An 11,896-nucleotide genomic window follows, 5' to 3' on the forward strand; every position below is an offset into this window, starting at 1 on the left:
GCAGTCCTCATGAGGGGACTGCTTTTTCTTATCCTTACGCTTTGTTTGCCATCGTTGCTGCTTTTTCGTTGTCCTTTTCAAACAGATCATTTGTAACTGAATTGGATGTGATATTCTTTTGGAAGAATGGATTCAATATCAAGATGACCACAACGTTTGCTAGTAAACCGAGAAAGCCTTCATAAAGACCGAACGTCACTTGTGAAATATTGGCTGTAAAGGTGACGATGATCCCAATGATCAGCCCAGCAATGGTTGCTTCTCTCGATTGTTTCTTCCAGAACAAGCTGATCGCAATCGCTGGGAAAATTTGAACCATTCCTGAAACGCCGATCAGCTGGAGTGTGACAAGTGCAGTTGGGAACAGCATACCGAATAATAGAGCCAGCCCGATGACAATAAACACCATCGAACGTGTAATGATCGTTAATCTTTTCGGTGACACATTTGGATGAATTAAATCACGGTATAAATTATTCGCAAATAAATTCGACGCGCCAATGGCCATGATGGAACATGGAATGAGAGAAGCCAGTGCAATCGTTGAATAAGCTAGCCCCTGCATCACCCCGCCATATGACGTTTGAATTAAATGAAGAAGAGCAAATCTTGGATTTGTATCTTCTGGTAAGACTAAAAATGCAATAAACCCAAGGAAGATGACCAAAATCAATACAATGTTATAAAGAGGCAAAAATATGCTGTTTTTACGGATGGCATCAGCGCTTTTGGCTGTAAAAACCCCAGTTGCCGCGTGTGCCCACATAAAAAGAGCAAGGGCAGAAACGCCTGAAGCAGTAATGAACCACAAAATGCCTTTAGGACCGCCTTCAGGTATCGTCAGAAGCTGTGGCGCTTCCTTGGCTAACGTATTCATCATAGGTGTCCACCCGTTAAAATGAATGATTGGCAGAGAAACCACCATAAAGAGCATGATCACCCAAACAAGAATATCCTTAATAATGGCTGTATATGTAGGGCCTTTAATACCGCTGAAAAATGTATAAAGTGCGACTAAAATAAATGAAATAATAACAACTGCATTCACATTAATATAACTAGTTCCAGCGACAGTTAACGTATCTTGAATCCCGCTCAGCTGAAGACAAATATAAGGAATCAGCATAAGTACACCAACAATGGCAATCATACTGGATAACAGCTTGCTGTCAAATCGTTCACGTGCATAATCAGCAAGGGTTGTAAGCTTGTGGTTTTTTGCAACCGTCCAAAGTTTCGGTAAGAAAAAATAAGCAATAAAATAAGCAAGAACCGAATAAGGGATGGCGAAAAAAGCGACACTTCCAGCTGTATAAGCTGTACTTGTGAGCCCTAAAAAGGTATAAGCTGTATATAAGTCTGCGCCAACGAGGAACCAGACGAGTAGCCCGCCGAATTTTCTCCCGCCGACAGACCATTCTTCTACCGACTGTCTTGACGATTTGTCACGACCAGCGGCAAATCCGATGACCACGACGATGAAAATAATACTTGCAGTAATCAATAAAGCTGTTAAATTTCCTTGCATTAGTCAGTTCCTCCATTTGAATGTTGCATCCGGTAAATGATAAATGTACAAACTGGTGTGAGAACAATCCATAGTAAGAGCCAGAAGTGGAAAAAGGGCAGCCCAATCACAAATGGATGAATACGATTCACAAAGGGAAGCAGTGCAAGCTGTCCGATGAAAGGAATCGATATAAGTAGTACTAGCATCAATTTTTTATTCATGATTTCCTCCTGATATTTTGTAATTTCATAATAATAGCAGTTGTCAGATTAGATCACAAGACCATTTTCAGAAAAAACAATCATTTTTGAGAACATCATACTAATATAACGCTTTCATTCTCAAAAAAGAGAGAAGAGTGAAGGCAGAAAGAGAGTGATTTGAAAAAAAGTATGGAGGAATAATATTTAAAGCAAATAAAAAAGCCCCAGCATGAAAGCTGAGGCTCTGCCATTTTTTATAGGAAATCAGATACTTCTTTGATGTCAAAACGATTGCTTTTATGAGCTTCTTTCGCTGCTTTACCAACTGAAATTAGCATGACTGGTTCGTAGCGGCCGCTCACATTGAATTCTTTGATGTATGCTTCTTTACTAAAACCACCCATTGCGCATGTATCATATCCCATTGCTTTAGCAGCAATCATTAATTGCATAGCAGCTAATGAAGCATTTGAATACGCTGCTTCACGTGCATACTGCTCGCTTTGGTAAGCGCCATTGATTTGAGTCATAAGTGTTTCTTTAATATCCTCTGTAATGAAGCCTTGTTCTGCTAGCTCACTGTAGATTTTTTCGCCATTTTTATTGGCTTCAAGATCACCTAACACAGCAATTATGGCTGATGCTTGTGAGATTTGCTTTTGGTTGTAAGCGATTGGAAGTAACTTTGCTTTTGATTCAGCACTATGGAAAACAGTGAAATGCCAATGCTGAAGGTTCCATGCAGATGGTGCTTTTGTTGTAATATCAAGAAGCTCTGTTAGCTCTTCTTTTGTCATTTCATGAGTTGTATCATACTCTTTTACTGAAGCTCTTTGTTTTAAGATGTCAATCGTTTTTTGATCAGTCGCCATATGGATATTTCCTCCCGTTTTTGCAAATAGTATGGTACAATAACTAAAAAAGTGAGAAACTTACTTATTGTAACTAGTGATATTTTAAATTGTATACCGTTAGTTTGTCAAACAATCATGAAAAGAAAGGTTGAAAATAATGGAATTCCAATTATGCCCACACATTTCTCAAGCTTTTTTACTTCTTGGAAAAAGGTGGAATGGTCTCATTATTCATGTATTGCTTGATGGTCCAAAACGGTTTAAAGACCTGACGGACATTATCCCATCCATCAGTCAAAAAATGCTCGCAGAACGTTTAAAAGAGCTCGAGCAAGAAGGAATTATAGAGCGAACTGTACTTCCTGAGACACCTGTCAAAGTCATCTATTGTCTAACCGAAAAAGGGAATGCATTAAACGATGTGTTTGGAGAGGTATCGCGCTGGGCAGGGGAATATGCTGGATCTCATGAAAAAAAGGAGCAAGCCTAGTTTTAGGTTTGCCCAAACGTTTTGACTCCTGATGAATATGCTGATGTTAGGCACATGACAAAGGAGGAGAAATGCATGTACCCTCATACTCCGTATTTTCGAGGCGGCGCCCCTGGCATTCCGCCATATGAATCCAGAGTCCCTTTGTTTTTTGGTTTTGGCGCTCCTTTAGTCGGCGGACTGCTTGGCGGATTTCTAGGAAGTGCGATTTTTAATTATCCCCGTCCATATTACCCGCCACCACCACCGCCTGTTCCACCACCTTATGGCGGCGGATATCCACCATATTATTAAGAAAAAAGAGTAAGCCTGCTTCCATTTCAAAGCAGGCTTTTTATAATGGAATATCAATTTCAGAGATCCCAGGATCATCATGCTTTAAAAACATAATTTCCAAAATACCATCTTGATATGAAGCCTTTGTTCCTTTTCTTTTCACAGCAGCAGGGAGGACGATTTTCTTCTGCGTGCCTTCTTCAGGAAAATGATCAATAAACAACAGATTGGCTGTATGTTTGATTTTTACTTTTTCTGTGTTTGGACGATCAAGTTCAATTTTGACAAACACATGATCAGTCGTTTCAAACACTTCAACATTCGGCTCTTTTTCTTTTTTGACGTCTGTATCTCGCGGTTTTTGTTGTTGAGACAGTGGATCCTGAAAGGGGAACTGAGCATTATAATTGGAGCCGAATACACTTTCCATCACTTGATTGACATACTGCTCAACGTCTTTAGGGTCTGAATTCTTTAAAGCTTCTTTTGAAAATTGCTTTTGAAAAGGGAATAATCGGTTCCAGTCAAACACGCTAATCATCCTTTCTAAATGCCCTGAATTAGTATATGCCCATTCACCTGAGTGCGTGCTATAATATACGATAGGTTTAGAAAGGAATGGTTAGTTTGAACGAACAGCAGCAATCAAAAGGTGTACTGTATACTGCAGCATCTTTTACATTATGGGGGCTATTCCCATTATATTGGAAACTGATGGAACATATTTCGTCAGGCGAAATTTTAGCGCACAGAATCTTATGGTCATTTGTTTTTATGTGCGGTATTCTCCTTTATTTAAAACAAGTCCGACCAGCAATGCAGACTGTGAAGGGGCTGATGATGGATGGAAAAGCACTTTTCTCGTTACTTTTATCTGCTATTTTAATCTCGGTCAACTGGTATGTGTACATTTGGGCAGTCAACCATCATCTCATGCTAGAAGCAAGTTTAGGGTACTATATTAATCCGCTTGTATCCGTTCTATTAGGCATCCTTTTCTTGAAAGAACGACTTAATAAAATGCAAACAATCGCGATTCTCATTGCCGCCGCTGGCGTGATCATTTCAACGGTTCAGTACGGTTCATTTCCTGTCGTTGCTTTCTTATTAGCCTTTAGCTTTGGTTTCTATGGACTGATTAAAAAAAGGATGAGGTTTACGAGCGCGATTGGGTTAACGATTGAAACGCTGCTTCTTGCACCGGCTGCACTTGTTTACTTATTCTTCTTCTTAAAAGAACCTGTGGTGACCATGAATCCTAACAGTTTCGGATCGCTGGGCCTCTTATTTTTTGCAGGGGTTTTTACAGCTGTGCCGCTCCTTTTATTTTCTGAAGGCGCAAAAAGAATTCCTCTTTATCAAGTCGGCATTTTGCAATACATTGCACCGACGATTACACTGTTTTTAGGGCTATTTGTGTATCATGAACACTTATCTGCAGCAAAAATTGTGACGTTTCTCTGTATTTGGGTGGCCATTTTACTGTTTACCACCTCACAATTACGCATAAAAAAAACAGCGGATTCTCATTAAAGAGAACAAGCAGTTTGCTTTTCTTAAAAGGCAGATCATGTCATAATAAGTTGTTACCAAAACTGTAGAGGTGATCACATGACATCAGTCAATGAGCTAGCAGCCGCTTATCGATCTTTATGGAAAAATCGTCAGCTTGATGTCGATGATATGTCTTCTTTACACGAGGCCATACGTGATGATTTACTGGATGCTCGCACTCATCCGCGGGCAAGAAAATCATTACACCAAAAGTATGTGCTCGCTGTGGAGAGAATATTAGAAAGTGCTGTTAGGCATGATCATCAATTGCAGCTGATCAGCTTACATACGAAAAAGCTGCGAGAATTAATTCAAAATGAAGGAAGGAACCACTCATGAAACCAATTCAAACGGAAGATGTCACAGCACATCTTGAATCGTTTTTAAATCGTCCAGTCTTCGTTCATCTTGAAACGACAACTGGTTCTTATTCAGCTCATGTAAATGAACAAAATATGACGGTCGTGGCGTATATTCGCAATGCGAAAGTTGTCTATTCACAGGCGAAAATAAAAGGACAAGGTCCGTACCGTGTTGGAATGAAAACAGAAGATGGCTGGATTTACGCAGAAGGCTTGACCGACTATGTATTTGATGACCAAGGCCGCCTGCTATTAGCAGGGCACTTGCCAGACGGGAAACTAGCGATCTCATTACAAATTAGTGAAACACCATTTCAGGTGTAGGAGAAAGGGTGACAAGTAATGAACGAACATGTATTAGTGATGCTGCCTCACCCCGATGATGAATCCTATGGGGTCGCAGGTCTCATCGCACAAAGCAGAAAACGCGGAATTCCAGTCACGTATGCATGCGGGACACTTGGGGAAATGGGCAGAATTATGGGCAGCCCACCATATGCCAACCGTGAGACACTTCCTGAACTAAGAAAACAGGAATTAATCAATGCATGCAAAGAAATGGATATGACGGATTTACGTATGCTTGGACTACGTGATAAGACGCTCGAATTTGAAGATGATGAGTATTTGGCGGATGTGATGGAAAACATCATCGATGAAGTCAAACCAACTCTTATTGTCACGTTTTACCCAGGACACGGTGTACACCCTGATCATGATGCGACAGGAGAAGCCGTCATCCGTGCTCTTTACCGAAAGAAAAAAGAAGACCGTCCTGTCACATACTGCATGGCCATTACGAGAAATAGAGAAGAAGTGCTAGGAAATGCAGATATTGTGATCAATATTACAGATGTAGCAGATATCAAATTAAATGCACTGAGAGCGCACAGAACGCAAACAGAAGGCATACTGAGAGAAATTGAGCAGAAACTGAAAAACAAAGAACCAGTCGTCCAAAAATGGTTGGATGAAGAAATTTTCTGGACGTATCAATGGAATGACTAATGAAAAAGGCAGCTGACAAGGATCAGCTGCTTTTTTGTGTCGTATTTAATGATTGGGTGCATGTTGAAGTTGAATCAGCCGTTTTTCAATCAATCTGAGACGGATAAAGAGGACGATTGCACCAGCGGCAAGACCGGTAATGAGACCGATCCAATAGCCGAACGCCCCAAATGAGGTATATGTGCCAATCAGGTAGCCGGCAGGAAGCCCGATGACCCAGTAAGAGACAAAAGCTGCGATGAGTGTATAGTTCACATCTTTATACCCGCGAAGAGCCCCTTGAATCGGTGCAGCGATCGCATCTGACAGCTGGAAAAAGAGTGCGTAAATCAAAAAGTGCTGTGTCAGCTGTAAAACAGCCGAGTCAGTTGTATATAAACCTGCGATCTCTGGTCTAAATAACAAAATGAGTGCTGCCGTACATAATGAGAACAAAACAGCAGTTCCAATTCCAATATAGCTGTAACTTTGCGCGTCTTTATACCTCATGGCACCGGCTTCAAAGCCAACGACGATCGTTAAAGCCATTGATATACTAAGCGGTAAAATGTATAAGATAGAAGCAAAGTTCATTGCTGCTTGGTGACTGGCGATCGTCACGGTATCAAAGTGACCCATTAAAAGCGTGACAGCTGCGAAAATGCTCGTTTCAAAAAAGATCGCAAACCCAATAGGGATACCAATTTTCAGTATTTGCCCCATACGGGAGATGTTGAACCGAGGCAGTTTTTGAAACAAACGAAATGAGGCAAATGGTTCTGCCTTGATGACAATACAAATGCTCATGATGAAAATGGCCCAATACGTCATCGCAGATGCAAGGCCAGCCCCCGCACCACCTAGCTTTGGAAAGCCAAAATTCCCAAAAATCAATAAATAATTTAAAACAAAGTTAATAGGAAGTGCTGTTAACGTAATAAACATCGTCACACGTGTTTTCCCTAATGCATCAATAAATGACCTCAGCACTGAATAACCAAACAGCGGGATGATCCCAAAAGCAAGAAAGCTGAGAAAATGCCGGGCAATATCTTCAACGGATGGGTCAAGACCAAGTCCACCTAATATGAAAGGGACGCTAATCATTCCAACGACGATCACCACGACACTTAAAAGAAAGGATAAATAGATGGCCTGAAAGACAGCCCGAGGAACGTCTTGTTTGTGGCCTGCACCCATCAGCTGGGCCACAATCGGAGTAACGGCCATTAATATACCGGCAAGCCCTGTATAAACAGGTGTCCAAATGCTAGAACCGATCGCGACACCCGCAAGGTCTTCTGCGCTCACCTTTCCAGACATCACCGTGTCTAAAAACGTAATCAGCGAAAGACCCGCTTGTGTGATTAAAATCGGGATCAGAATGGTTAAAAATTGTACCAACTTTGTTTGAATGCTATTCGTTTCTCTCATCATAAGTTCCTCTCTGAACAGAAATAACGAGAGGAATTATATCATGCTATGTAAAAAAATCAATTCTCCGTCGGATTATTTTTCTTTGATGGCTTCGTTTTTTTAAACATTTGGGCATAAATAAAAGAAAGACTGACAACACCTAAAATGCTGCAAGCATATTGAATGATTTTCTGAATGGTCATATTGAGTTCACCTCCATACAAATAGAATGTACACAATTTGTTATTTTATGACACAAGCCAAAGAAGGAGGGAAATGGTCAAGATGTTAAATCGCACAAACGAAGAAGCGATGTTTAAATTAGAAATGAAATCACATTTGATGCAAATCATGATGGATGCAAGGAAAATCGCCGATTCTCTGGATGAGACGGAACAATGCCTTCTTTGTGACCTCGAATCATTGCATGAGCAGTTTAATGAAATGCATGCAGAAGCTTCCTCGTTTTATTTGCAATCATATATGGAGGAATTCACGCCGGGATTTGCTCAATTTTCGTTAGCGATTGAGCATTTATCTAAACAAAAGCACGGCGCGCTTATTGTGATTCAAAGGAGGGATGAAGTCGAGGATTTTATCCAAAGAGGGACAAACCTCCATGCGAAAATTAGTGCATCATTAATAGAAAGCATTTTCTATCCAGGAAATCCACTTCATGACGGTGCTCTTTTAGTGAAAGAAAATACGCTCGTTTCCGCTGCAAATGTGCTGCCGCTCACCTCAAAAAAAGTCAGTCCATCTCTTGGCACAAGGCACAGGGCAGCCATCGGTCTTTCTGGGATGACCGACGCACTGGTTCTCGTTGTATCAGAAGAAACGGGAAAGATGTCGTTTGCTAAAGAAGGCGTGCTTTATCCGCTCACCGTGAAAGATCCAGAAATAAGAAAATAAAAACAAATCGCTGCATTCTTCATTTGGAAGGATGCTTTTTTCATTTGAGGAGAAAAAACAGCCAATTAAGTAAAAAGTCATTTGATACAGAAAAATTTGTCATGTAGAATAGAACTATGAAACTAGCAAAGTGCTTGTTTTGACAAATTTCTAAACGTCAACTTAAAAATTCCTTAAAAAATGTTTATAAATACAGCAAACAGCCGATAGAAACGATATGGCGTTGTTTCAGCATTTTGAGTTTGCTGCTCTAACCTATTTGTTATTGCCCAACGTCTTCATGTCGAGTAATATAATAGAAATAAAGATAAAATAGTGCAAGAGAAGCAAAATCATTAAATGCTAAACTCAAAACTAGTACATAAGTCTTATTGAACGAAATCATGAAAGGCGGAGATTCATCTATGAAGAAAAAAGTAGTAACCGGCCTCACAGTATCAGCGATCGCAGGCTCAGCTGTTATTGCTGCACCGGCAGAAGCGCAGACGATCAAGGTGAAAAACGGTGACTCACTTTGGAAGATTGCCGAACAGTACAATACAAGTATTTCGGAGCTTCAATCTCTTAATCAATTAAAAACGACGATGATTTTTGCAGGACAAAGCTTAAAAATTCCTGGTGCAAAAAGTAAAAAATCCAGCTCATCAACAGGCTCAAAAGCAACGAATTCAAGTGCTTCAACGACATCGAGCTATACTGTAAAGCTTGGAGATTCACTATGGCTGATTGCAAAAAATCATAAAATGTCAGTCGCAAGCTTGAAAAGCCTAAACAGCTTAAACAGTGATCTGATTCGACCTGGTCAAAAACTGAAAGTATCTGGAAGCACGAAGACGAGCGGCAGTCAGTCAACAAATTCAAACTCAAGCAATAAGACGACGAATCCAAATAGTTCATCATCATCTAGTACATACAAGGTCAAATTAGGCGATTCTCTTTGGAAAATTGCGAATTCGTTAAATATGACGATAGGTGAAATCAAAACATTAAATGCGTTAAAATCTGATATGATTTATCCGAATCAAGTATTGAAAGTAAAAGGGACGGCTGCATCAAAACCAAGTCAGCCAACAGCCCCTGCTAAACCAAGTAACCCGCCTTCAAGCGGGAAAACAACATCTTATACCGTAAAATCAGGTGATTCATTATGGAAAATTGCGAATCAGTTTAAGGTGCAGGTTCAATCCATTCGCACGGCAAACAGCTTGAAAAGTGATGTGCTTAGAATTGGACAAGTGTTAAAAATTAATGGTACGGCTTCCGGCTCGACTGGATCTAATGGTTCTACGTCTAACGGTTCAACAACTCCGGCCAACAATAACAAACCCGATGTTCCAATGAATGCAAAAATCACGACGATGATCCAAGAAGGTAAAAAGCTAACAGGAATTCCTTACAGATGGGGCGGTAATACACCAGCTGGGTTTGATTGCAGCGGCTTTGTTTACTATCTCATTAACAAGGTTTCATCTGTATCTAGATTAAGCACAGCGGGCTACTGGAATATGATGACGCCTGTCAGCACACCTCAAGTTGGAGATTTTGTTTATTTTACAACATACAAAGCAGGCCCTTCTCACATGGGAATATACCTGGGTGGAGGAGATTTCCTTCATGCAAGTGACAGTGGAGTGGGTATTTCTAACTTAAGTAACTCATATTGGAAAAAAGCCTATTTAGGTGCAAAACGTTTCTTCTAAAAAAGCCGATTTTCGGCTTTTTTTGTTTGCCCTCTCATGAGATTGTCCATACTGATAGCAAAAGGGGGCAGTCATATGAAAAAGTCAGTGTGGACGCTCATGATGTGTTTAGTCTTTCTCGTATCAGCATGTCATGCACCGCCAAAAAAAGAAATGACAGAAGAAAGTCATGAAGTTGCAGCACCTAAACAAGCGCCGGTTACCACTTCACTCATTAATGAAAGTGGGCAAAAAATAGGAAGCATCGAAGTAAGAGAATCTTCAGCAAATGGCCTGGATCTACACGTGAAAGCGAAAGGGTTACCGCCAGGTCCTCATGGCTTCCATATTCACGAGACAGGTGTATGTGAAGCGCCAGATTTTGAAACGGCAGGTGCTCATTTTAATCCAACGCATAGGGAGCATGGGTTTGACAACCCAAAGGGGCATCATGCTGGAGACATGCCTAATTTAGAGGTAGGAGCAGATGGCCAAATTGATGTCGTCGTCAATGTACCAGATGTGACGTTAAAGGGAGGCCCGAATCAATTAATCGCTCAAAATGGGCGAAGCTTTATCATTCATGCAGAAGCAGATGATTACTTAAGTAACCCTTCTGGAAACTCTGGAAAGCGCATCGCTTGCGGAGCGATCACAAAAGAAATGGTAAAATAACAGAAGACGAACCTTTATGTATTGAGTGCATAAAGGTTTTTTTAGTATACTTGGTGAGGAAAATGATCGAAGAGAGGAATTAATCATATATGTTCAACCAACAATCACTCCCAGAAGAAATTCAAGCAATGATCGAAGCAAAAGCAAAAGTGCTAGAAGAAGAATTCCGTCCGCTCATTGGAACAGGCGGCTATGAATCACAGGATACTTCTATCATTCAAGATGCCATGATTGCACTAGCACTAGGAAAAAATGTTCTATTAAAAGGGCCAACTGGCTCAGGTAAAACAAAACTAGCAGAAACTTTATCCGCTTTCTTTCAGCAGCCGATGCACAGCGTGAACTGCTCGGTTGATCTTGATGCAGAAAGCTTAATTGGCTATAAAACCATCCACAATGATGGTCAGATCGCTTCTATTGAATTCGTTGAAGGACCAGTTACAAAAGCGATGAAAAAAGGCCACCTTTTATATATTGATGAAATCAACATGGCGAAACCGGAAACCCTGCCTATTTTAAACGGTGTACTCGACTACCGAAAAATGATGACAAACCCATTTACAGGTGAGGTTGTCAGAGCAGAAGAGGGCTTTGGCGTGATTGCGGCAATTAACGAAGGGTATGTTGGCACAGTGCCTCTAAATGAAGCGCTGAAAAATCGTTTTGTTGTCATTGATGTCCCTTACATCGGCGGCGGCATCCTGAAAGAGGTCCTGCAATCTCAATCTGTTTTAAAGGATGAGCGGTTAATCGACCAATTCGTACAGCTCTCATCAGACTTGATTACACAAGCGCACAATGGACAGGTTAGTGAAGAAGCAGCATCCATTCGTGCCCTCTTAGATACATGTGATCTTGCGCAATATATCCCGCCGCTTCGTGCCATTGAACGAGGGATTGTTGAAAAGCTAGAAGATGACCGGGAAAAAGCAGCGGTAAGAAATATCGCCCAAACATTATTCGAGTGAGGTTCTGACT

Annotated in this window: 16 protein-coding genes; 10 read left to right on the plus strand and 6 right to left on the minus strand. The window is 40.8% G+C overall.

Going from position 1 to position 11,896, the window contains the following annotated elements; genetic code table 11:
- Positions 1-34: 34 nt before the first annotated feature.
- The 3 genes from BA70_RS05390 to BA70_RS05400 all read right to left on the minus strand — a co-directional run bounded on the left by BA70_RS05390 (position 35) and on the right by BA70_RS05400 (position 2,585).
- The gene (locus tag BA70_RS05390; RefSeq protein ID WP_034319195.1) at positions 35-1,528 is read right to left on the minus strand and encodes a sodium:solute symporter family protein; all 1,494 of its coding nucleotides are present in this window, start codon (positions 1,526-1,528) and stop codon (positions 35-37) included.
- Positions 1,528-1,731 (minus strand): DUF3311 domain-containing protein, encoded by a 204-nt coding sequence (locus tag BA70_RS05395; protein ID WP_034319197.1) that lies wholly within the window; start codon positions 1,729-1,731, stop codon positions 1,528-1,530. The genes BA70_RS05390 and BA70_RS05395 overlap by 1 nt, the downstream gene beginning before the upstream one ends.
- Before the next feature lie 236 nt (positions 1,732-1,967).
- Complete coding sequence (locus BA70_RS05400) at positions 1,968-2,585, minus strand: nitroreductase family protein (RefSeq protein WP_034319200.1); 618 nt, start codon at positions 2,583-2,585, stop codon at positions 1,968-1,970.
- A 139-nt stretch (positions 2,586-2,724) separates the two neighbouring features.
- On the opposite strand from BA70_RS05400, the gene BA70_RS05405 reads away from it, so the two are divergent.
- Both BA70_RS05405 and BA70_RS05410 read left to right on the plus strand, forming a co-directional pair.
- A complete protein-coding gene (locus tag BA70_RS05405) occupies positions 2,725-3,057 on the plus strand; it encodes a winged helix-turn-helix transcriptional regulator (protein ID WP_034319203.1) in 333 nt (110 codons plus the stop codon).
- A 75-nt stretch (positions 3,058-3,132) separates the two neighbouring features.
- A complete protein-coding gene (locus BA70_RS05410; protein WP_003215921.1) occupies positions 3,133-3,351 on the plus strand; it encodes a hypothetical protein in 219 nt (72 codons plus the stop codon).
- A 40-nt stretch (positions 3,352-3,391) separates the two neighbouring features.
- Here BA70_RS05410 and BA70_RS05415 read toward each other — a convergent pair whose 3' ends face one another.
- Positions 3,392-3,865, minus strand: a complete 474-nt coding sequence (locus BA70_RS05415) for an Hsp20/alpha crystallin family protein (protein WP_034319206.1) — start codon at positions 3,863-3,865, stop codon at positions 3,392-3,394.
- A gap of 95 nt (positions 3,866-3,960) precedes the next feature.
- On the opposite strand from BA70_RS05415, the gene rarD reads away from it, so the two are divergent.
- The 4 genes from rarD to bshB2 all read left to right on the plus strand — a co-directional run bounded on the left by rarD (position 3,961) and on the right by bshB2 (position 6,257).
- A complete protein-coding gene (rarD, locus tag BA70_RS05420) occupies positions 3,961-4,866 on the plus strand; it encodes an EamA family transporter RarD (RefSeq protein WP_078061652.1) in 906 nt (301 codons plus the stop codon).
- A gap of 78 nt (positions 4,867-4,944) precedes the next feature.
- Positions 4,945-5,226, plus strand: a complete 282-nt coding sequence (locus tag BA70_RS05425) for a hypothetical protein (RefSeq protein ID WP_034319209.1) — start codon at positions 4,945-4,947, stop codon at positions 5,224-5,226.
- Positions 5,223-5,573 carry a YojF family protein gene (locus tag BA70_RS05430; RefSeq protein WP_008359999.1) on the plus strand — a complete coding sequence of 117 codons (351 nt, stop codon included), beginning with the start codon at positions 5,223-5,225 and terminating at the stop codon, positions 5,571-5,573. The genes BA70_RS05425 and BA70_RS05430 overlap by 4 nt, the downstream gene beginning before the upstream one ends.
- Positions 5,574-5,591: 18 nt before the next feature.
- A complete protein-coding gene (gene bshB2 / locus BA70_RS05435; RefSeq protein ID WP_034319212.1) occupies positions 5,592-6,257 on the plus strand; it encodes a bacillithiol biosynthesis deacetylase BshB2 in 666 nt (221 codons plus the stop codon).
- Positions 6,258-6,302: 45 nt separating this feature from the next.
- On the opposite strand, the gene BA70_RS05440 is transcribed toward bshB2, so the two are convergent.
- Together BA70_RS05440 and BA70_RS20800 are read right to left on the minus strand one after the other, a co-directional pair.
- Positions 6,303-7,670, minus strand: coding sequence for an MATE family efflux transporter (locus BA70_RS05440; protein WP_034319215.1), 1,368 nt, complete (start codon positions 7,668-7,670; stop codon positions 6,303-6,305).
- A 59-nt stretch (positions 7,671-7,729) separates the two neighbouring features.
- Entirely contained in the window at positions 7,730-7,855 is a 126-nt protein-coding gene (locus BA70_RS20800) for a hypothetical protein (protein ID WP_008359993.1), read from the minus strand.
- Positions 7,856-7,937: 82 nt separating this feature from the next.
- Between BA70_RS20800 and cdaS the strand changes: the two genes are divergently transcribed.
- The 4 genes from cdaS (at position 7,938) to BA70_RS05460 (ending at position 11,886) form a co-directional block, all read left to right on the plus strand.
- Positions 7,938-8,564 carry a sporulation-specific diadenylate cyclase CdaS gene (gene cdaS / locus BA70_RS05445; RefSeq protein ID WP_034319218.1) on the plus strand — a complete coding sequence of 209 codons (627 nt, stop codon included), beginning with the start codon at positions 7,938-7,940 and terminating at the stop codon, positions 8,562-8,564.
- Positions 8,565-8,968: 404 nt separating this feature from the next.
- A complete protein-coding gene (locus BA70_RS05450; RefSeq protein WP_034319221.1) occupies positions 8,969-10,264 on the plus strand; it encodes a C40 family peptidase in 1,296 nt (431 codons plus the stop codon).
- A gap of 75 nt (positions 10,265-10,339) precedes the next feature.
- Positions 10,340-10,918, plus strand: coding sequence for a superoxide dismutase family protein (locus BA70_RS05455; protein WP_034319224.1), 579 nt, complete (start codon positions 10,340-10,342; stop codon positions 10,916-10,918).
- A gap of 89 nt (positions 10,919-11,007) precedes the next feature.
- On the plus strand, positions 11,008-11,886 hold the full coding sequence (locus BA70_RS05460) for an ATP-binding protein (RefSeq protein ID WP_034319227.1): 879 nt from the start codon (positions 11,008-11,010) through the stop codon (positions 11,884-11,886).
- Positions 11,887-11,896 lie beyond the last annotated feature (10 nt).

The sequence above is a fragment of the Bacillus zhangzhouensis genome (assembly GCF_000715205.1).
GTDB lineage: Bacteria > Bacillota > Bacilli > Bacillales > Bacillaceae > Bacillus > Bacillus zhangzhouensis.

Excerpts from the sequence above, each read along its gene's own strand:
- BA70_RS05390 (WP_034319195.1), bottom strand. The coding sequence starts at position 1,528 with ATGCAAGGAAATTTAACAGCTTTATTGATTACTGCAAGTATTATTTTC.
- BA70_RS05395 (WP_034319197.1), bottom strand. The coding sequence starts at position 1,731 with ATGAATAAAAAATTGATGCTAGTACTACTTATATCGATTCCTTTCATC.
- BA70_RS05400 (WP_034319200.1), bottom strand. The coding sequence starts at position 2,585 with ATGGCGACTGATCAAAAAACGATTGACATCTTAAAACAAAGAGCTTCA.
- BA70_RS05405 (WP_034319203.1), top strand. The coding sequence starts at position 2,725 with ATGGAATTCCAATTATGCCCACACATTTCTCAAGCTTTTTTACTTCTT.
- BA70_RS05410 (WP_003215921.1), top strand. The coding sequence starts at position 3,133 with ATGTACCCTCATACTCCGTATTTTCGAGGCGGCGCCCCTGGCATTCCG.
- BA70_RS05425 (WP_034319209.1), top strand. The coding sequence starts at position 4,945 with ATGACATCAGTCAATGAGCTAGCAGCCGCTTATCGATCTTTATGGAAA.
- BA70_RS05430 (WP_008359999.1), top strand. The coding sequence starts at position 5,223 with ATGAAACCAATTCAAACGGAAGATGTCACAGCACATCTTGAATCGTTT.
- bshB2 (WP_034319212.1), top strand. The coding sequence starts at position 5,592 with ATGAACGAACATGTATTAGTGATGCTGCCTCACCCCGATGATGAATCC.
- BA70_RS05440 (WP_034319215.1), bottom strand. The coding sequence starts at position 7,670 with ATGAGAGAAACGAATAGCATTCAAACAAAGTTGGTACAATTTTTAACC.
- BA70_RS20800 (WP_008359993.1), bottom strand. The coding sequence starts at position 7,855 with ATGACCATTCAGAAAATCATTCAATATGCTTGCAGCATTTTAGGTGTT.
- cdaS (WP_034319218.1), top strand. The coding sequence starts at position 7,938 with ATGTTAAATCGCACAAACGAAGAAGCGATGTTTAAATTAGAAATGAAA.
- BA70_RS05450 (WP_034319221.1), top strand. The coding sequence starts at position 8,969 with ATGAAGAAAAAAGTAGTAACCGGCCTCACAGTATCAGCGATCGCAGGC.
- BA70_RS05455 (WP_034319224.1), top strand. The coding sequence starts at position 10,340 with ATGAAAAAGTCAGTGTGGACGCTCATGATGTGTTTAGTCTTTCTCGTA.
- BA70_RS05460 (WP_034319227.1), top strand. The coding sequence starts at position 11,008 with ATGTTCAACCAACAATCACTCCCAGAAGAAATTCAAGCAATGATCGAA.